The 19,369-nt window shown below is 63.2% G+C and carries 14 protein-coding genes and 2 pseudogenes; 9 read left to right on the top strand and 7 right to left on the bottom strand.

The features are described from left to right. Positions 1–21 precede the first annotated feature (21 nt). Positions 22–3,576 (bottom strand): molybdopterin cofactor-binding domain-containing protein, encoded by a 3,555-nt coding sequence (locus tag KJQ96_RS01865; protein WP_213284991.1) that lies wholly within the window; start codon positions 3,574–3,576, stop codon positions 22–24. Beyond that, on the bottom strand, positions 3,573–4,043 hold the full coding sequence (locus KJQ96_RS01860; protein ID WP_213284990.1) for a (2Fe-2S)-binding protein: 471 nt from the start codon (positions 4,041–4,043) through the stop codon (positions 3,573–3,575). Before KJQ96_RS01860 ends, KJQ96_RS01865 begins: the two co-directional genes overlap by 4 nt. A 290-nt stretch (positions 4,044–4,333) precedes the next feature. Here KJQ96_RS01860 and KJQ96_RS01855 point away from each other — a divergent pair, with 290 nt between their 5' ends. From KJQ96_RS01855 to KJQ96_RS01820, 8 genes and pseudogenes are all read left to right on the top strand, one after another. Then, positions 4,334–5,779, top strand: coding sequence for a 6-hydroxynicotinate reductase (locus KJQ96_RS01855; RefSeq protein WP_249733598.1), 1,446 nt, complete (start codon positions 4,334–4,336; stop codon positions 5,777–5,779). Next, positions 5,776–6,684, top strand: coding sequence for a UPF0280 family protein (locus KJQ96_RS01850; protein WP_213284988.1), 909 nt, complete (start codon positions 5,776–5,778; stop codon positions 6,682–6,684). Before KJQ96_RS01855 ends, KJQ96_RS01850 begins: the two co-directional genes overlap by 4 nt. 18 nt (positions 6,685–6,702) lie before the next feature. After that, positions 6,703–7,287, top strand: a complete 585-nt coding sequence (locus tag KJQ96_RS01845) for an amino acid synthesis family protein (protein ID WP_213284987.1) — start codon at positions 6,703–6,705, stop codon at positions 7,285–7,287. A gap of 23 nt (positions 7,288–7,310) precedes the next feature. Continuing rightward, positions 7,311–8,522 carry an ABC transporter substrate-binding protein gene (locus KJQ96_RS01840; protein ID WP_213284986.1) on the top strand — a complete coding sequence of 404 codons (1,212 nt, stop codon included), beginning with the start codon at positions 7,311–7,313 and terminating at the stop codon, positions 8,520–8,522. Between the two features lie 206 nt (positions 8,523–8,728). Then, a pseudogene (locus tag KJQ96_RS01835) lies at positions 8,729–10,567 on the top strand (ABC transporter permease); the annotation flags it as partial. A 30-nt stretch (positions 10,568–10,597) separates the two neighbouring features. Then, a complete protein-coding gene (locus tag KJQ96_RS01830; RefSeq protein WP_213285121.1) occupies positions 10,598–11,389 on the top strand; it encodes an ABC transporter ATP-binding protein in 792 nt (263 codons plus the stop codon). After that, complete coding sequence (locus KJQ96_RS01825; protein ID WP_213284985.1) at positions 11,386–12,090, top strand: ABC transporter ATP-binding protein; 705 nt, start codon at positions 11,386–11,388, stop codon at positions 12,088–12,090. Before KJQ96_RS01830 ends, KJQ96_RS01825 begins: the two co-directional genes overlap by 4 nt. Before the next feature lie 28 nt (positions 12,091–12,118). Continuing rightward, positions 12,119–12,574 carry a MarR family winged helix-turn-helix transcriptional regulator gene (locus tag KJQ96_RS01820; RefSeq protein WP_213284984.1) on the top strand — a complete coding sequence of 152 codons (456 nt, stop codon included), beginning with the start codon at positions 12,119–12,121 and terminating at the stop codon, positions 12,572–12,574. Between the two features lie 13 nt (positions 12,575–12,587). Here the strand turns inward: KJQ96_RS01820 and KJQ96_RS01815 are convergent, their stop codons facing one another. The 5 genes from KJQ96_RS01815 to KJQ96_RS01795 form a co-directional block, all read right to left on the bottom strand. Continuing rightward, on the bottom strand, positions 12,588–13,253 hold the full coding sequence (locus KJQ96_RS01815; protein WP_213284983.1) for a hypothetical protein: 666 nt from the start codon (positions 13,251–13,253) through the stop codon (positions 12,588–12,590). A gap of 3 nt (positions 13,254–13,256) precedes the next feature. Beyond that, complete coding sequence (locus KJQ96_RS01810) at positions 13,257–14,657, bottom strand: selenium-binding protein SBP56-related protein (protein WP_213284982.1); 1,401 nt, start codon at positions 14,655–14,657, stop codon at positions 13,257–13,259. A gap of 60 nt (positions 14,658–14,717) precedes the next feature. Next, positions 14,718–15,143 carry a DUF4399 domain-containing protein gene (locus KJQ96_RS01805; protein ID WP_213284981.1) on the bottom strand — a complete coding sequence of 142 codons (426 nt, stop codon included), beginning with the start codon at positions 15,141–15,143 and terminating at the stop codon, positions 14,718–14,720. A 17-nt stretch (positions 15,144–15,160) separates the two neighbouring features. Beyond that, positions 15,161–16,729, bottom strand: a complete 1,569-nt coding sequence (locus KJQ96_RS01800) for an SUMF1/EgtB/PvdO family nonheme iron enzyme (RefSeq protein WP_213284980.1) — start codon at positions 16,727–16,729, stop codon at positions 15,161–15,163. Between the two features lie 383 nt (positions 16,730–17,112). Beyond that, positions 17,113–18,312: an amidohydrolase family protein gene (locus tag KJQ96_RS01795; protein ID WP_213284979.1), complete on the bottom strand. Its 1,200-nt coding sequence runs from the start codon at positions 18,310–18,312 to the stop codon at positions 17,113–17,115. A 145-nt stretch (positions 18,313–18,457) separates the two neighbouring features. Here KJQ96_RS01795 and KJQ96_RS01790 point away from each other — a divergent pair. After that, positions 18,458–19,231 (top strand): annotated as a pseudogene (locus tag KJQ96_RS01790) (ferredoxin--NADP reductase). Positions 19,232–19,369 lie beyond the last annotated feature (138 nt).

The raw sequence follows: 19,369 nt of genomic DNA, 5'->3' as shown, positions 1-19,369 counted from the left end.
GCGGCATGGCAGCTCAGCGCGCTATTCCTGCCGGATACGGCCGATCGCAGCAGGAATATCCTTCCAGACCGGCTTATCGGGGGCAAATTGTTGCCTCAGATAAGCGACCAGTTCGGCGATTTGGCCGTCGCTCAGGCTGTCCTTGAACGCTGGCATATAGCCGAGGTCGGTGACGGCCGGTTTTGCGATGCCGTGCAGGATGACCTGGATCAGATTGTCGGGCACGGTGCTGTGCAGATTGCTGTTGAGCGCCAGCGATGGCCGACTGCCGAACAGCGGTGCGCCGCCGACCTCATGGCAGACGGCGCAGGCGCCCTGATAGAGCCGCGCGCCGACGCTGGAGGCCGCAAGCGTTCGTGTGCCCGTCGAGGCTTCGAGCCTGGCGGCAAGCGCTTGCTGCGCCGGGCGATCGATCGCGGTCTCGTTGAACGAGGCGAGATAGACCGCCATGGCGCGGATGTCGGAATCTGGCAATGCGGCGAGCTCCTTCACCACCGGCGCCATTGGCCCGGCGGCGACGCCGTGAAAGCGCGATTCGCCGGTTCGCAAATACGCGTAGAGCTCGTCCTCGCTCCACGGGATCGGCGCTTGCGACAACGAGGTCAGCGCCGGCGCTTCCCAACCTTCCGCAAATCCGCCGGCGAGATAGGCATTCGCCTTCTCCGCGCCGAGCGCATTGCGCGGCGAATGGCAGGCGCCGCAATGGCCGAGGCCTTCGACGAGATAAGCGCCGCGATTCCAGATCTCGGATTTTGCGGGATCGGGCTGGAACACGGCGGGGGTGTGGAACAGCGCATTCCATCCGGCCATCAGCGGGCGCAGGTTGAACGGGAATGCCAGCGCATTGGCTGGCGTCTCCGCGCGCACCGGCGATTGCGCCATCAGATAGGCATAGAGCGCCTGCATGTCGGCGTCAGTGGCCCTGGCGAAATGCGGATAGGGAAACGCGGGATAGAGATGTCGTCCATCTCGATGGATGCCCTCGCGCATTGCGCGCTCGAAGGCGGGATAGGACCAGGCGCCGATTCCGGTTTCGACATCGGGTGTGATGTTGGTCGAATAGATTGTGCCGAACGGCGTCGGCAGCGGCCGGCCGCCGGCGTTGAGCGCGCCGTTCGCAGCGGTGTGGCACACCGCGCAATCGCCGAGCGCGGCAAGTTGCTCGCCGCGGGCGATCGTCGCGGCCGAATAGACCGAGGCGTCGGGCCGCGCGATCGGCGCGATCGCTCGCCACGGCAACACGGCGGCGCCGATGCCGACCATAGCCGCGCACAGCGCTGTGGCAGCCGCAAGCACGCCGCGTCGTCCGGCGAACGGATTGCGCCATCGATTGAGATCCGGCTGTGGTGCGGATGCAGGCGCAGGCAACGCCTCCGACGTAGTCAGTTCCTCACCGCGCAGCCCCCGCAAGATGCGTTCCGGCGTGAACGGCAATTCGCGAAAGCGCACGCCGGTCGCATCATAGATCGCATTGGCGATGGCGGCTGCGCTAGGGACGGAGGCGGACTCGCCGACACCGAGCGGCGGCTGATCCTGTCGCTGCAGCATCAGCACGTCGATCTCAGGCACCTCGGGAAACTTGATGATGGGGTAGGCGCCCCATTCCCGCGCCGTCACGGAGGTGCGATCGAACGACACTTCCTCCATCAACGCGCGGCTGGTCGACTGGATGACGTTGCCGTGGACCTGGTGGCGCACGCCGTCCGGATTGATCATCAGGCCGGAGTCCTGGCCCGCCACCACCCGCGTCACGCTGACATCGCCGGTCGCCTTGTTCACCGCGACCTCGGCGATCCACGCCGACCACGCTGCGCCATAGCCAGGAAACTTGCTGTGCACATAGAGCGCATAGGCAAAGCCGCGCCCACGCAGGATATCGTCCTCGGCCTGCTTCTCCTCGCGTACCGGCCGCGGCGTCCAGCCGGCGCGTTCGGCCACCGCATTGACGAGATCGATGGCGCGCGGATCCTTCAAATAGCGCAGACGGTACTCGATCGGATCGACACCAGCCTCGCTGGCGCATTCATCGATCCAGGATTCATGCGCAAAGGTGTTCGGCAGCGCCGAGACGCCGCGCAGCCAGGAGGCGCGCACGATCGGCGGCATGTCATTTGCTACCACGCGCAGATTCTCGTAGTCGTAGGGCGGGATCGCGGTGCGATCGCCCATCTCGAAGACAGCGGGTGTGTGCGGTACGGCGCCGGTCAGCAGCAGCGCGAGCGTCGGTGCGCCGTTCGACGGATAGCGCGTGGCAAAATCATAGCCGGCAACGCCGCCATCGGCGTTCAATCCGCCGTTGACATCCATCAACTGCGCGGTGCCCTTCGGCTCCCAGGCGTGCTCCTGCTCGCGCGTCAATTGCACGCGGACGGGCCGACCGACGGCGCGCGACAGCAGCACCGCGTCGGCGGAAACATCATCGGCACAGTTGCGGCCATAGCAGCCGGCAGCCTCCAGCCGGATCACCTCGATCTCGGCTTCGCGCCGGTGGATCAGTCGCGCCAGGTCGGTGCGCAGATGATGCGGATTCTGCGTGCCGGACCAGACCCGCGTCACATCCTCCTGATAATCCGCGACCGCGCAGGACGGGCCGATCGAAGCGTGCATCTGGTAGGGCCAAATGTAGGTCCGCGGCATCGGCTTGGCGGCGCCGGCGATTGCCGCATCGACATCACCCTTGTCGATCAACTTGCGTGGCGTCGATGGATTGGCCCGCAACGCCGTTTCGATGTCCTTGAGGTCGGGCAGCGTCGGCACCGGTTTCCAGCTCACCTTGAGCTGCGCCGCCGCCTTGATTGCATTCTCCTCGCGCTCGGCGACGACGCCGACGAAGTCGCCGATCCTGACGACGGCGACGAGTCCTGGAATATCGCTGACCGAGCTTTCGTCGACCGCAATCAGGCTGTTGCCGATGAAGTCGCCGACATCGACGCCGGCATAGGGCGGCCGAACGACGCGGCCATGCAGCATGCCGGGCACGCGCATGTCGTGCACGTAGACCAATTCACCGGTCGCCTTCGCCGGAAGATCGACGCGCGGCACCGATCGGCCAACGATGTTGTAGGCGTCGACGGACTTAACTGAAACGTCGTCGGCGAGTTCAAGGCGAATAGTTTCGCCCGCAATCAATTCGCCATAGCTGACGCTGCGATTGTCCTTGCCGCGGACGAGGCCGTCTTCAACGAGGAGATCCTCGGCCGAAAGCTCCAGCCGCTCGGCGGCGCGTGCGACCAGAAACTGCCGCGCCTGCGCGGCGGCCTTGCGCAACGGAACGGCCGTAATCTGAATTGTTTCGCTCGCAATCGTCGCGCCCTGATTGGGAACGAGGGCCGTGTCGCCGAGCACGACCACAACACGGGCAAAGGATACGTCGAGCTCTTCGGCAACGATCTGCCCGAGCGCGGTGCGGATGCCGGTGCCGAGATCGACGTGGCCGTTATAGGCGGTGACCGATCCATCCGCCGTGACCTTGATGAACGTCTCGAACTTGACGGCCTCGACCGGCGATGCCGGACGCACGACGGACAGCGTGCCTTGCAAACGCTCGCGATTCTCGGCCGCGTCAGGGACGGTCATCGCGCCTGCGCCTCAACGAGACGGCCTGTGGCGCGCATTGCAGCGCGCATGATTTCGACATGCGCGCCGCAGCGGCACAGATGATGGCGCAGTGCTTCCAGTACCTCGTCTTCCGACGGGCGAGGGGAGCGCAGCAACAGCGCCTTGGTGGTGATGATCATGCCGTTGAGGCAATAGCCGCATTGCGCCGCCTGTTCGCTGATAAACGCTTGCTGCACGGGATCGGGATGCTCGCGCGTGCCGAGGCCTTCGAGCGTCACGATGTCGCGCCCGATGCAGCCCTCGATCGGGATCACGCAGGAACGCGCGGCGACGCCGTCGATCAGCACGGCGCAGGCGCCACATTCGCCAAGCCCGCAGCCGTATTTCGGTCCGTTCAGTTCGAGGTCGTTGCGGAGCACATAAAGCAATGCAGTGTCGAGCGCGGCGTCAACGTCGTGAGCTTTGCCGTTGACGGTCAGGCGCATCATGCTCTCCGAAGTCCTCGTTGCGCTGCAAAATCCGCACTGGATGCTTCGCGAAAGATACCGTTTGTGTACAAACGTGCAAGCCGCGCGATCCCGCGCTGCAGCGCGCTGCTCGCTTTATGAACAGAGCGGCGAGGCAAATGAGGTATTATGCGGCAAGCGGCGCGTTTCGCAGCGGGAGCGGCTTGACAGTGTTCCAGTCCGCGCGCAACATCATTAGTATACGAACAAATGATCGGAACCGCGAATAAGCGGCTATGATCGGCGCCTTCCCGACTGCAGGCTTGTTCATGACTGACGAGGCCGTTGCCACTGGCGACAAGATCCGCTGCGATGCCTGTCCGGTGATGTGCTACATCAAGCCGGGCGCGGCGGGCGCGTGCGATCGCTATGCCAACCATAATGGCGAGCTGGTGCGCGTTGATCCGCATATCGTGCTGGAACGAACGGTGTCGCACGGCGGACGGCTGGTGCCGTTTCAGGCCGGTGGCGACTGGGACGGCAAACTCGTCCACGAGCCCAATGTGTTCGTCACCGCGATCGGCGCCGGAACGACCTATCCCGATTACAAGCCGGCGCCCTTCATCGTGTCATCGGAAATCGACGGCGTCGACATGGTTACGGTCGTGACCGAAGGCATTTTCAGCTATTGCGGTGTCAAGGTGAAGATCGACACCGACCGCTATCTTGGGCCGGAGACGGCAACCGTCCGCGCGGAAGGCGAGGCGATCGGCCATGTAACGACCAGCGAATATGGCTCGCAGATGCTGTCGCTCGGTGGCGTGCATCATCTGACCGGCGGTTCCAAGAAGGAGGGCCGCGTTACCTGCGACGCGCTGATGGACCTTTCCAATCGCAAGCCGGTGGAGCTGACGATCGATGGCGGCGCCACGGTTGTGGTGCAGGCCGGCCAAGCGCCGATCGTCAACGGCGTCGCAGAAGAGCGCATGCGGGTCGGCTGCGGCTCGGCGACCATCGGCATGTTCGCCAAGCAATGGCACGGCAAGGTCGATGAGGTCGTGGTCGTAGACGACCACATCACCGGCGTGCTCTCGGAACACCAGGCCGGCAAGCTGCTGGATATTCCCGATACCGGGATCAAGATGAAGGGCCGGCGCTCGACGCCCGGCCGTTACTTTCAGGTCGCCGATCCCGGAACGGGGTGGGGCGGCACCAATATTTCCGATCCGCTGTCGGTGCTGGGACCGTTCAATCCGAAGGAGGCGCGGCCTGGGCTCACCATGCTGATGGTCTCGACCACCGGCGAGCATGCCGCCTATTACGAACTCGACGAGGCGTTGCGGCCGATCGAGAAGCAGATGCCGCCCGATCTCCAGTTCTCGGTCGAGCGCATCCAGGAAAACTGCGAACCGGCGCTGTGCACAGTGCTGTTCATGGGCGGTGCCGGCGGCTCGCTTCGTGCCGGCGTCACCGATAATCCGGTGCGGCTGACGCGGTCGGTCAAGGACGCGCTGACGCGGGTCACCAGCGGCGGCGCGCCGGTCTATGTCTGGCCGGGCGGCGGCATCACTTTCATGGTCGACGTCACGCAAATGCCGGCCGGCGCGTTCGGCTATGTGCCGACACCGGCGCTGGTCGCGCCGATCGAGTTTACGCTGAAACTGTCCGATTACGCAGCGCTGGGCGGTCACATGGATCATGTGCGCCCGCTGGCGTCGCTACGGGAGAACAGCGGGTTCCGCCCGATGCCCAATGTGCCGGGACGGCCCGCATGAGACGGCTCCCGCAAATCGCGCTTCTTCCTGACGGCAAGCGGCTGCATTTGCAGGACGGTCCGATCGACCTGATCATCGAGGCGACGGGAAGTGAGCGCAACGTGCGCGCCGCTTATGAGGCCGCCGCGCGGCGCTTCACCGGCCTGCTCGATGAACTCTGCGACGAGTTGATCGAACTTCGAAAAGCCGCCGATCCGGCGCGAAGCGCGGTGAACGGTGTCGTTGCGCGTCGCATGCATGCGGCGGTCGCGCCGTTTGCAGGCGAACACTTCATCACGCCGATGGCGGCGGTGGCGGGCAGCGTCGCGGAAGAGATTCTTGGTGCGATGCTGGGCACGGCGCGGCTCGATCGTGCCTACGTCAACAATGGCGGCGACATCGCATTGCATTTGACCCGTGGCGAGCAGTTCACCGTCGGGCTGATGGACCGACCGGACCATCATGGCGTGATGCAAACCATCAATATCGAAGCCGATGATCCGGCACGCGGCGTCGCGACCAGTGGACGGCTTGGCCGCAGTTTCTCACTCGGGATTGCCGATGCCGTTACCGTGCTGGCTCGAACGGCCTCGCAAGCCGATGCGGCGGCGACCATCATCGCCAATGCCGTCGACCTGCCTGGTCATCCCGCCATCATCCGCTGTCCGGCCAATGAGCTGCAGCTCGACAGCGACCTCGGCGCGCGCCTCGTCACCCGCGACGTCGGCGTGCTCCGGGAAAGCGAGATCGACGATGCGTTAAGGGCAGGGGTAAGTCGGGCACAACAATTGCTTACGGCGGGATTGATCGAAGGTGCGGCCTTGCGTCTACTAGGCGAGACGGCTGTGGTGAGTGCAACAGGGATCAGGGCGGGCGCGTTGCCAACGTTTCACGGAAACGCACTAGAAAGCACAGCGCATGTTTGATCGGGAGCGAGGCGGACAATGAGCGCGATCATTCGCAAGATCGTCACGGTGGTCGAGGAAACTCATCTTGAGATGGGACAGAAGATTGCACCGCCGACGCGGCGGGCCGCGGCGATCGCTGTGATCGAGAATCCGTTTGCAGGCCGGTATGTCGAAGACCTTTCGCCCTTGATCGAAATCGGCGAGGAGCTCGGCGAATTGCTCTCGAAAAGAGCGGTCGCCGCGCTTGGCATTGAAGGCGCCAAGGCCCACAGCTACGGCAAGGCGGCCGCCGTCGGCGAAAACGGCGAGCTCGAGCATGCGGCAGCGATCTTGCATCCCAAAATGGGCGCACCGGTGCGGAAGGTATTGGGCAAGGGCGCAGCGCTGCTTCCGTCGTCGAAGAAGCGGAGCGGCCCGGGCACCACGCTGGACATTCCGCTCGGCCACAAGGACGCGGCCTTCGTGCGCAGCCATTTCGACGGCATGGAAGTGCAGATCAATGACGCCCCCCGCGCCAACGAGATCATGGTCGCGGTCGCCGTCACCGATAGCGGCAGGCCATTGCCGCGCGTCGGCGGGCTGACGGTGGCGGAAGTCAAAGGCGAAGACGGCTTGAGATAATGACATCAACATTGGAGGTAGGGATGCGACGGAGACATTTGCTGGGAGCGGGATTGGCGATCGCGGTCGCCGGCATGGCTGGCAGCGCCATGGCGCAGAGCGAAATCAAGGAAATCAAGATCGGCGAGATCAACAGCTATTCGCTGTTGCCGGCTTTCACCGAACCCTACCGCAAGGGCTGGCAGCTCGCGGTCGAGGAAGTCAACGCCGCGGGCGGCATCAATGGCAAGAAGCTGGTCGTCATCTCCAAGGACGATGGCGGCAAGCCAGCGGATGCGCAGACCGCAGCCAATGAGCTGGTCTCGAGCGAGAACGTCGCGATGCTGGCCGGCACGTTCCTGTCCAATATCGGTCTCGCCGTCTCCGACTTCGCCAACCAGAAGAAGGTGTTCTTTCTGGCCGCGGAGCCGTTGACCGACGCCATCACCTGGTCGAAGGGCAACCGCTACACCTTCCGCCTGCGTCCCTCCAACTACATGCAGGCCGCGATGCTGGTAGAGGAGGCCGCCAAGCTGCCGGCCAAGCGCTGGGCGACGATTGCGCCGAACTATGAATACGGCCAGTCGGCGGTCGCGGTGTTCAAGAAGCTGATGTCGGAGAAGCGGCCCGATATCCAGTGGGTCGACGAGCAGTGGCCGCCGCAAGGCAAGATCGACGCTGGCCCGGTGGTGCAGGCGGTGGCTGCGGCCAATCCCGAGGCGATCCTCAACGTCACCTTCGGTGCCGACCTGGTGAAGCTCGTGCGTGAGGGCAATACCCGCGGCCTCTTCAAGGGACGTTCGGTGGTGTCCTTCCTCACCGGAGAGCCGGAGTATCTCGATCCGCTGAAGGATGAGACGCCGGAGGGCTGGATCGTTACCGGCTATCCCTGGTACGACATCAAGACGCCGGACCATGACAAGTTCCTGAAGGCCTATCAGGCCAAGTACAAGGACTATCCGCGACTCGGCTCGATCGTCGGCTACCAGACCATTAAGGCGGCCGCTGCGATCCTCGCGAAAGCCAACTCGACCGATCCGGAGAAGCTGATCGCGGCGACCGAAGGCCTGTCGATGCCGTCGCCGTTCGGCGAGATCACCTTCCGCAAGATCGATCACCAGTCGACGTTAGGGGCCTATGTCGGCAAGACCGCGCTGAAGGACGGCAAGGGCGTGATGGTGAACTCGGTCTATCGCAAGGGCGCGGACTATCTGCCGACCGACGCGGAAGTGGAAAAGCTGCGTCCGAAGGATTGATTCTCTCTCCACTCCCTCTCCCCGTTCTTACGGGGAGAGGGTCGGGGTGAGGGGCTCTCTCCACGAGTTGTGGCAGCCGATGGACCTGTACCCCCTCACCCGGATCGCAAGGGCGATCCGACCTCTCCCCGCTGGCGGGGAGAGGTGACCATAGCCTCCGACGCCGATCTACCTCGACGCAATAGACCCACCAACCCGGACTGCCAATGGCCTTCTACTTCGTTCAGTTCCTGACCGGTCTCGCCAGCGCGGCGTCGCTGTTTCTGGTCGCATCGGGGCTGTCGATCATCTTCGGCGTGACGCGGATCGTGAACTTTGCCCATGGCGCGTTCTATATGCTCGGCGCCTATGTCGCGTTCACGCTGACGGAGCGGTTCTCCGGCGCGCTCGGCTTCTGGGGCGGCATCGTCGTTGCGTCGCTGATCGTTGCCATCATCGGCGTGCTGGTCGAGATGGTGCTGCTCCGGCGGATCTATCATGCGCCGGAACTATTCCAGTTGCTGGCGACGTTCGGTCTCACCTTGATGGTTCAGGACATCGTCGTGATGATCTGGGGCCCGGACGATCTGCTCGGCCGTCGCGCACCCGGCTTCAAGGGCGCGGTCGATTTTTTCGGCCAGAATATTCCGAGCTACGACCTGTTCCTGATCGCGCTCAGCCCGATCGTGCTCGGCATTCTTTGGCTGCTATTCCAGCGCACCCGCTGGGGCGTTTTGGTGCGCGCGGCGACGCAGGACCGCGACATGGTGGCGGCGCTGGGCGTCAATCAGAAATGGCTGTTCACCAGCGTGTTCGCGCTCGGCGTCTTTTTGGCCGCGCTCGGCGGCGCGCTGCAGATTCCGCGCGATGCGGTGCATCACGCGCTGGACCTGCGTATCATCGTCGAAGTGTTCGTGGTCGTGGTGATCGGCGGGCTCGGCAGCATCATCGGTGCTTTTGTGGCGGCCGTGCTGGTGTCCGAACTCAACGCCTTCGGTATTCTCATCTTCCCGAAGATATCCATCATCCTGGTATTCCTGGTGATGGCAGTGGTGCTGATCGTGCGCCCATGGGGTCTGTTCGGCAAGCCGGAAGCTGCCGCACGCCGCACGCCGGGACTGACCGTCACGCCGTGGCGGCCGCTCACCTCGGGTGAACGGTTGATGTCACTGGGCGCGCTGGTCCTTGCGGCCATGATGCCGTTGTTTGCCGGCAACTACGCGCTCACCGTCGGATCGGAAATCGCGATCTTCGTCATCTTCGCCGCCAGCCTGCATTTCCTGATGTCGGTCGGCGGCCTCGCCTCGTTCGGTCATGCCGCCTATTTCGGGCTTGGCGCCTATGGCGTTGCATTCCTCGCCAAGGCGGCGGGCTTGCCGATGATCGTTTCGCTGCTGCTCGGCCCGGTGCTGGGGCTGTTGGGTGCCGCGGTATTCGGCTTCTTCGCCGTGCAGCTCTCCGGCGTCTATTTCGCGATGCTGACGCTGGCCTTTGCGCAGATCGTCTGGTCGATCGCGTTCCAGTGGGTCGAGGTGACCGGCGGCGACAACGGCATTTTGGGCGTATGGCCGGAGAGATGGGCGGCGAGCCCCGCTAATTTCTATTGGTTGTCGCTCGGCATCACGGCGCTCGTGGTCACTGTGCTCCGGGTGATGGTGTTCTCACCGTTCGGCTTTGCGCTGCGCGCAACGCGGGACTCGCCGCTGCGTAGCGAGGCGATCGGCATCAATGGCAAACGCGTGCAGTGGACGGCTTTCGTCATATCAGGAACGGTGGCGGGCATCGGCGGCGCGTTGTTCGCCTATCTGAAGGGAAGCGTGTTCCCGGACAGCGTCGGCATCTCGCTCTCTGTGGATGCGCTGGTTATGGTGCTGCTCGGCGGCGTCGAGACGGTTTCCGGCGCGGTGATCGGGGCTATCGTCTTTAAGGCAGCCAATATCTGGCTGGTCAGCCAGACCGATCTTTCCAAGCTGGTGCTGGGCGGCTTCATCGTGCTGATGGTGGTGGCGTTCCCCAAGGGGATCGTCGGGACGCTGGAGACGATCCGGAATCGCCGGCGCTCCGCCGAAGCCAACCTCTCGGATCGAGGCCGCCGAATGAGCATGCTCCCTACATTGCTGTCGGTCGAGGCCTTAAGCAAATCCTATGGCGGCGTGCACGCGGTGCGCAGCGTATCGTTCGAACTGCGTGCGGGCGAAATTCTCGCGCTGATCGGACCCAACGGCGCGGGAAAAAGCACCTGCTTCGACATGCTCAACGGCCAGAACATGCCGGACAGCGGACGGATCCATCTGCTCGGCGAGGATACGGTCGGCCGAAAGCCGCGCGCGATCTGGCGGCTTGGCGTCGGACGCACGTTCCAGATCACGGCGACATTTCCGACCATGACCGTACGCGAGAACGTGCAGGTCGCACTGGTGTCGTATGGCAGGCAATTGTTCAACCTCTGGGGTTCGACCGCGGCCTACGCCCGCGACGAGGCGGGCCGGCTGCTCGACCTCGTCGGCATGGGCGCCTATGCCGAGCGTCCGTGCGGTGAGCTTGCCTATGGCGACCTCAAGCGACTGGAGCTTGCGATCGCGCTCGCCAACGAGCCCAGGCTTTTGCTGATGGACGAGCCGACCGCGGGCATGGCGCCGCGCGAACGGATCGAGCTGATGCGGCTGACCGCAAGCATCGCCCGCGAACAGGCAATCGGCGTGCTCTTCACCGAGCACGACATGGACGTGGTGTTCGAGCATGCCGACCGCATCCTGGTGCTCAACCGCGGCAGCCTGATCGCCGAAGGCTCGCCTGAGGAAGTGCGCGGCAACCCGCAGGTGCGCGCGATCTATCTCGGCGAAGGACTGGTCTACGCTGCGCGTCATCGCGAGGGAGCCGGCGCATGAAGCTGCAAGTCGCCGATCTCAACAGCTTTTACGGTCCGGCGCATATCCTGTTCGATATCGCGCTGGAAATCGGCGAAGGCGAAGTGGTGGCTCTGCTCGGCCGCAACGGGGCCGGCAAGTCGACTACCTTCCGCTCCATCGTCGGCCTGGTCGAGAACCGTTCGGGGCGGATCGTCTTCGAGGGGAAGGATGTTTCACGCGAGCCGACGCATGCGATCGTGCGTGGCGGGCTCGGCTACGTGCCGGAAGAGCGGCGCATCTTCACCGATCTTACAGTTGAGGAAAATCTCGAGGTCGGCCGCCAGCCAAAACGGCCGAACGCGCCGCACTGGACGCGCGAAAAACTGTTCACGCTGTTCCCGAACCTCGGCGAGATGCGCAATCGGCCGGGCGGGCGGATGAGCGGCGGCGAGCAGCAGATGCTGACGATTGCGCGAACCCTGATGGGAAATCCTTCGCTGGTGCTGCTCGACGAGCCATCGGAAGGGCTGTCGCCAAAAATCGTCGAACAGATGGTCGACGCCATCCTGGCGATGAAGAAGGAAGGCGTCAGCATCGTGGTCTCGGAGCAGAACCTGCATTTCGCGCGGCTGATTTCCGACCGTGCCTACATCATCGAACGTGGCAAGATTTGCTTCGGCGGCACGATAGCCGAACTCGACGCGCGGCCGGATGTCCGGGACGCGCATCTGTCGCTGTGATCGGCGAGGGGAAGGGCGGGGAACGCAGATGGGAAGGAGTGTTTCGCCGAAACGGAGCGTCAAGCCGCCGCGCCCGTCCTACATTCTCGACGAGCAGATCGGCTTCATCCTGCGTCAGGTCTGGCAGCGCCATGCCACCATCTTCGCTCGCGAGATCGGCATCAACCTGACGCCGACACAATGGGCGGCGCTCGCCAAGCTGGCCGAGACCGGACCGTGCTCGCAGAACCTGCTCGGGCGGCTGACGGCGATGGATGTCGCCACCATCAAGGGCGTGATCGATCGTCTCACCGCACGCGGCCTGACCGAGACCAGCCCGGATCCCGAGGACGGCCGCCGCCTGCTCGTGAGTCTGACGCGCGCCGGCCAGCAATTGGCCGAGAAGGCCGCGCCGAATGCGCTGGCGATCAGCCGCGAGACGCTGGCGCCACTCGATGCAAAAGAGCGCGAGACCCTGATCGCGCTGCTCGACAAGCTGCGTTAAGGCGTAGCTCGCGTCAGCTCAGGTTCAGCGCAAGCGCGATCGCGCCCACCAGAATGAGGCTGAGGGCCCAGGTCGTATCCAGGTTGAACCAGCTCTGCGATATGAACTGGAGGCCGAGATATCGGTAGGCGAGCCACGCGCAAACTCCGCCGGCGGCGACCATCGCGATGGCGTGAACCGTGGCAACCAGCATGGCCATTCCGAGATTGGCGTTGATGAGAGTACCGGCGGCCACGTGGCCGCCGTCGAGTTCGGCTTGCCGGCAGAGCCCGAGATAGATCGGCACCAGCATCAGCGCGGCGCCATGCGCCAGCGCCACGGCAAAAGACCAAAGCCCCAGTTGCGCCGGTGATATCCGCGCTAAAACTCTCGGATGGCGGCGGTTGGCCAACCGGAACAGGCCGAAGGCGACAACGAGGACGCTGGCGCCGATCTGTATCGTGCGCTGCCACTCGAAGATGGCAACGAGCAGCGCGAAGGGAAGGAGTACCAGCAGCATCGCGAGCAGATGGCCGGCCGTGAGCGGCCCAAGCGCGGCCACCAGCGCACGCGGGCTTCGCTCCATCAGTCCAGCCGAAACCGCGAGCGGCCAGCCCATGCCCGGGTTGACGCCGTGGTAAAGGCCGCTTGCGATGACAGCCAGCCACAGCCAGGCCGGTGTCCAGTCGGCTGAACTCAAATTTCAAACCGACGGATAGCAGAACGAATCCGTCGAACAGTCGCCGCCGTCGAGCCGGATCTGGTGCGCGCGGTAGCCGTCGGGGAAGTTGACCCAGTAGTTGCTCGCCAGTTCGAGACCACCGTCCGGCTTTGCATTGGCCATCACCATGGCTCCCGGGACGCCATCGGGATAAAACTGGTCGTCCCATGTCGAGTACAGCGAGTTGGTCCAGTACACCCGCTTGCCGTCGCGGCTGATCTCGACCATCTGCGGGCCGCCTGCAAACGCCTTGCCGTTCGGGTGCGGCGTACGGCGTGCGATCCCGCCGATGTGAACCGAGCCGGCAAGCTTCGGCCTTCGCGGCTCCCTGACATCGTATTGACGCATCTCGCCGGTGCCCCAACAGGCGACGTAGAGGAATTTATCGTCCATCGACAGGTCAATGTCCGAGACCAGCGGCGGCACGGCGCCAAACCCTTGCAGCAGCGGCGGCAGTTGCTCCTTTGCTGCAGGCTCGGGCGGGATCGTCGCCGTCTTCTCGATGTGAAACTTGCCGCCCTCGCGCCACCATGTCCAGATCGAGCCCTCGAGATTGGTGGTGTCGACCACGACGCCCAGGAAGCCGTATTCGCGCACGGGATCATGCGCGGGACGTACCTCCAGCGCCATCTGATGGTTGGCGCCGAGATCGATGGTTTGGACATTGCGCCGGGCGCGCAGATCCCAGAAGTGGATCCGATGGCCGTATTTGTTGGAAAGTAGATCTTCCGGCACGATCCCGTTCTCGAACTGCGGCGGCAGCGCCCACTCGCTTGTCACCATGTAGTCGCGCGGCAGGTTCCACCAGAAGTCATAATGCAGTTGTTGCGGACCGCGATCGAGCTCCCACCGTCCGAGCACCTCGAACGTCTCGCAATCCATGATGAAGACGCCAGGCGGCCCGTCAGTGCCCTCCTTGCCGCTGCCGCCGAGCGTAGAGATGTAAATGCCTTCAGGCCCGCAATGAACGGTGTGGGGCCGCGAATATCCGGTCTTCCTGAAGATCTCTTCAGGCTCGATGATCTTGTGTATCGCCGCCTTGGTGGGGTCGGGCTTGGTGTCGACGATATAGATGCGGGACGATCGCATGCCGGGGATGATGAGATAGCGGCGCTCGAGAAAGGCATGCCCGGTGAGCGGCGATAGCGCTGACGAGCAGGCGTTCCAGCCAAAATGATGAAATTCGTCGCCCTTGTTGGGCATCGTCACGGTGTGGACGATCTGGCTGTAGGTCGAGGAGCCCGGCTTGACATCGATCACCGCGAGGGCGTCCGGCTTTGAAGCATCCGGGCTGAGCAGCACGGTGTAGGCGAAGCTCTCTGGCGGAGCTTCCATGGCAAGCTTGGGTGAAGCGTGAAACGTGGGATCGGGCCGAATGTTCATCGTACTGCCTCCCTGTTTGCCTAATTCCAAATGATCAAAAGCGGCGGAGAGAGTTCCGCTCTATTTGACCGTGATGGTAATTTTCTGCGAGACCACCGGAGGAACGTGCGGATAGTGTTCGGCATCGCCCAGCACGAGCTGGAGCGTATGTTTGCCCGGTGGCAACTCGATTCGGGCTTCGGTCTGGCCGGCGCCGAAATGAAGATGTGACTTGTCCTGCGGAATCGGCTCATTGGAATTGAGCGGCTCATTCACATTGATCAGCAGGTGGTGATGACCGCTGTTCGGGTAATTATCGCCGGCGTGCGTGACGCCCATGTTGCGCAGACCAAAGCGGCACCAGAATGCGCCCTTGATGACGGCGCCGTTCTGCGGCCAAATGAAATAGAGAAGGGCCTCCTTGTGCGCGGGCTTGCCTTGAGCGTACGCGGCGAACGGCAGGCAAGTGAGCGCTGCTGAGAGAGCGATCCACTGCATGAACTTCATTACCCGCCCTCTTAAGACTACTTGAGAGATAGCGCGACGCGGAAACCGTGGGTGGGGTACCGCACGTTGGTATCATAGCTGCCGCGGTTTGATACGCGGGCATAGCCTGAGTCCTTTCTCCATGAGCCGGAGCGGATGACATGCGAGGAACATGCATTCTCGACCCATGCTGACCCGTCTCCCGGCGCGCCCTGATAATTTCTGTGCCAGCAATCTTCGACCCATTGATCGACACCGCCGCCCATATCAAACAGCCCGAAAGGATTTGGCTTGAGGCTGCCGACCTTCACCGGCTGGTCGCTGACTGGAATGTCGCTGCAGTTCTTGCAATTGACCATGCCGGGCTGAAACTGATCGCCCCACCAGTATCGGCTCTGCGTGCCGCCGCGCGCGGCATATTCCCATTCGGCTTCGCTCGGCAGTCGATATGGTTTTCCGGTGGTTTCCGCGAGCCACGCGACGTATTGCTTGGCATCGCTCCAGCTTACGTTTGTAACAGGCGCATCGGCCTTTCCGGCTGCCGTGAATCCGCATGCCTTTGCGGCGGCGCATGCGTTCCATTCCTGCACGGTGACGGGAAATTTCCCCATCGCAAATGGCTTGACCGTTACCTGACGGACCGGCTTTTCCGAAGCATCTTCGTTGCTGCCCATGGCGAAGCTACCGCCCCGAAGCGAAATCATCTCGGGTTCTCGAACCGGTGCAGCGGCTTGCGACGTCGGCGGAGTCTCGGGTGCGGCGGGAGACGCCGGCGGCGGTAGCGGCGCCGCCTCTTGTTGCTTCGGCGCTACGGAAGGAGAAGGTTGGGGCGCCGGCGCTTGTTGTTTTGCGGCAGGCGCAGGCGCCTTCGGCGCTTCCGCCGGAGATGAAACGGGAGCCGACGCCTGATTTATAGCCTTGCGAGCCGGTGCGAACATGTACCAGAGAGAACCGATCGCAATGGTCAGCATCGCGATGCAGAGCAAGAGGATCAGGACGCGTTCGCGCCGGTTCCGATATGCGTTAAGGGCGGAGGGGTCGGGAAGCACGCGGTAGACCCGAACGGGATCGGTGATGTTCTTGACCTTTCGATCACCGAGCGACTCGTATCCGCAAACCAGCTTATGCTTTATCTGCTCATAAATGCCGCCGGAGATATAGACTTCGCCAGGATGGGCTATGCCCTCAAGCCGCGTGGCAATGTTGACGCCGTCGCCATAAACGTCGTCGGTTTCGATAATCACGTCGCCAAGATTGACGCCAATCCGATACTCGATCCAATGATGCTTGGGCAGTGACGCATTGCGGCCAACCAGATTTTGCTGGATCACGATGCTGGCTCGGACCGCTTCGACCGGGCTGTCGAAAATGGCGATGAAGCCGTCGCCCGTGGTTTTGACCAGCCTGCCATGGTGTTCCCTGATGCTGGGTTCGATGAGATCGCGCTCGATCCGCTTGACGCGATTGTGCGTTCCTTCCTCGTCGATCTGCATCAGACGGCTGTAACCGGCGATGTCGCCTGCCACGATGGCCGCAAGGCGGCGTGGCATTGGCTCGGGCGATCGCTCACCCGGTCGGCCTGACTTGATGTCACGAATTTGGGCCATGCTTGGATTGGCTCCCAACTGTCAATACAGTGTGAGGCAAGCAATCTTTCCAGCACCTGCAGCGTACCATGGTGGCTGTTGGCCGCAAGCAGCAGGGCGGGTTCCACGCTGGTTGGTACGGCAATGGACCCCCATGAGAACACGAGAACACGAGAATGAGTGTGATCCAGTTCATACCGGCAACGAGCCAGGCCGGGCATCGACCCGCCAAGATCCTCGCGATTGCGTGAACAATGGCGACTAGCACGGCGAGTTTAGGTCGTGACAGGACGCAGGCTGCAGCAGCCAGCCCGTATTGGACGGGGCAGGCCGGCAACTGGTTCATCGCTTTCGAGGCATTACCTTAAATTTTGGCCCGGGTGCGATCGAGCCCTCAACCAGCGTCAATGCCCGACGATGATCTCCGGCACTTTCCCCGCCGGCGGGGTATTGCGGCTGCGCTGGGTGCGGACGATGCCATCGATGATGGTCATGCCGATGCCGGGGAGGTCGCCGAGTTGCACGCTCTCCAGAATGTTCTTGCCGGGGGAATGCTGGGCCTTGTCCATCAGGACGAAGTCCGCGGAGCGGCCGATTTCGATGATTCCGCAATCGAGTTCGCGCATGCGCGCGGTATTGCCGGTCGCAAGACAGAAGGCGAGTTCGGCCGGCAGTTCGCCGAGAGAGGACAGCATCGAGACCATTCGCAAAATGCCGAGCGGCTGTACGCCGGAGCCGGCCGGTGCGTCGGTGCCGAGGATGACGCGATGGAGGTCACCCATCTCGCGCGCGGTGCGCAACGTGAACAGCGCCGAGCGCTCGTTGCCGTTGTGAACCAGCTCCAACCCGCGTTTGCAGCCCTCGCAGATGCAGCGGATCTGGTCGTCGGGCAGCGCAGTATGGCCGCCATTGATATGACCGACCACGTCGGTGTCGGCTTCCAGCACCACGTCCTTGTCGATCAGGCCGGAGCCGGGAATTGAAGGTCCGCCGGTGTGGATCGTGCTTTGAATGCCGTATTTGCGCGCCCAGCCGACCATTTTGCGCGCGGTCGGGCCGTCCTTGACACCGCCGAGGCCGACTTCGCCGAGCAGTTTGACGCCGGCCGCGGCCATCTCCTTGAAGTCGTCCTCCACCATTTCGCATTCGATCACCGGCGCGCCGGCATGCACCTTCACTCCGCCTGGCCGCAGCGTCCAAAACGCGCGCTGCGCAAAGATCGCCATCGCCTTCAGGCCTACGACGTCGCGCGGGCGGCCGGGCATGTGGACCTCGCCGGCCGAGATCATGGTGGTCACGCCGCCATGGAGGTAGCTGTCGATCCAGTTGACCTGGTTCTGCCGCGGCGTCCAGTCGCCGGCGACGGGATGGACGTGGCTGTCGATCAATCCGGGCGCGACGGTGGTGCCGTTGGCATCGACTGTCGTGGTGGCGCCCTCGGTATTGCAGTCCTTGAAGCGGCCGATGGCTGTGATCTTGCCGTTCTCGGCCACGATCGTGTCGGCATCCAGGATCGGCTTTTCCAAAGCCCCCGATAGCACGAGTCCGATATTGCGGATCACCAGCTTGCTCGGACCGGTCGCCTGGGGTGCGTCGTGGGCCATGGTTTTTCCTTTTGGTTCAATGCCTTCGCCGGACATTCTGCCCGGCTTGACGACCGGATCAAGCTGGATTATTCGTTTGTATACGAATGATCGTATACGAATGATTTAGCCGGTCAATCCGGCTTGTAAATCAAGGAACGGTGCGATGAGCAATTTCAACCAGGAAAGCGTGCTGAGCGTTCATCACTGGACCGATACGCTGTTCAGCTTCACCACCACGCGCGATCCCTCGTTCCGTTTCCGCAATGGCGAATTCACGATGATCGGCCTGAAGGTCGGCGAGAAGCCGCTGCTCCGCGCCTACTCGGTCGCCAGCGCCAATTACGAGGACCGGCTCGAGTTCTTCTCGATCAAGGTGCCGGATGGCCCGCTCACCTCGCGGCTCCAGCACTAAAAGCAGGGCGACGAAATCATCGTCAGCCGCAAGGCGACCGGTACGCTGGTCATCGATAACCTCGAGGACGGCCGCAACCTCTATCTGATCGGTACCGGCACCGGGCTGGCGCCGTTCCTTTCCGTGATCAAGGACCCCGAGACCTATGAACGGTTCGAGAAGGTGGTGCTGCTGCACGGCTGCCGCCGCGTCGCCGAACTCGCCTATGGTGAGATGATCACCGAAAAGCTGCCGAACGACGAGCTGATCGGCGAGTATGTTCGCAACCAGTTGATCTATTATCCGACCGTGACCCGCGATCCCTTCCGCAACCGCGGCCGCATCACCGACTTGATCACTTCCGGCAAGCTGTTCGCCGACATCGGGCTGGCCTCGCTCGATCCGGCCCATGACCGCGTCATGATCTGCGGCAGCCCTGCGCTGGTGACGGATACGCGCGCGCTGCTGAGCGGCAAGGGATTTGTCGAAGGCAATCACGGCGAGCCGGCCCAGTTCGTGGTCGAGAAGGCGTTCGCGGAGCGGTAAAGCGCTACGACGACAAACGTGTCCCGACAAGCAGCGCGAGTGCTGCGAGCCGGGGTCGCTCTACTTTGCATGGGGTTGTTTTCGCGATTTTGTCTCCGGGCTTTGTAGTGAGGAGACCCGCTACGCGCTCCGCACCAC

The organism is Bradyrhizobium sp. sGM-13, assembly GCF_018398875.1.
In the GTDB taxonomy this organism is placed as follows: Bacteria; Pseudomonadota; Alphaproteobacteria; order Rhizobiales; family Xanthobacteraceae; genus Bradyrhizobium.
This window is presented reverse-complemented; position numbering and strand designations above follow the sequence as displayed.

Bases quoted from the DNA above. Each gene is read 5' to 3' on its own strand.
- KJQ96_RS01865 (WP_213284991.1), bottom strand. From the start codon at position 3,576: ATGACCGTCCCTGACGCGGCCGAGAATCGCGAGCGTTTGCAAGGCACG.
- KJQ96_RS01860 (WP_213284990.1), bottom strand. From the start codon at position 4,043: ATGCGCCTGACCGTCAACGGCAAAGCTCACGACGTTGACGCCGCGCTC.
- KJQ96_RS01855 (WP_249733598.1), top strand. From the start codon at position 4,334: ATGACTGACGAGGCCGTTGCCACTGGCGACAAGATCCGCTGCGATGCC.
- KJQ96_RS01850 (WP_213284988.1), top strand. From the start codon at position 5,776: ATGAGACGGCTCCCGCAAATCGCGCTTCTTCCTGACGGCAAGCGGCTG.
- KJQ96_RS01845 (WP_213284987.1), top strand. From the start codon at position 6,703: ATGAGCGCGATCATTCGCAAGATCGTCACGGTGGTCGAGGAAACTCAT.
- KJQ96_RS01840 (WP_213284986.1), top strand. From the start codon at position 7,311: ATGCGACGGAGACATTTGCTGGGAGCGGGATTGGCGATCGCGGTCGCC.
- KJQ96_RS01830 (WP_213285121.1), top strand. From the start codon at position 10,598: ATGAGCATGCTCCCTACATTGCTGTCGGTCGAGGCCTTAAGCAAATCC.
- KJQ96_RS01825 (WP_213284985.1), top strand. From the start codon at position 11,386: ATGAAGCTGCAAGTCGCCGATCTCAACAGCTTTTACGGTCCGGCGCAT.
- KJQ96_RS01820 (WP_213284984.1), top strand. From the start codon at position 12,119: ATGGGAAGGAGTGTTTCGCCGAAACGGAGCGTCAAGCCGCCGCGCCCG.
- KJQ96_RS01810 (WP_213284982.1), bottom strand. From the start codon at position 14,657: ATGAACATTCGGCCCGATCCCACGTTTCACGCTTCACCCAAGCTTGCC.
- KJQ96_RS01805 (WP_213284981.1), bottom strand. From the start codon at position 15,143: ATGAAGTTCATGCAGTGGATCGCTCTCTCAGCAGCGCTCACTTGCCTG.
- KJQ96_RS01800 (WP_213284980.1), bottom strand. From the start codon at position 16,729: ATGGCCCAAATTCGTGACATCAAGTCAGGCCGACCGGGTGAGCGATCG.
- KJQ96_RS01795 (WP_213284979.1), bottom strand. From the start codon at position 18,312: ATGGCCCACGACGCACCCCAGGCGACCGGTCCGAGCAAGCTGGTGATC.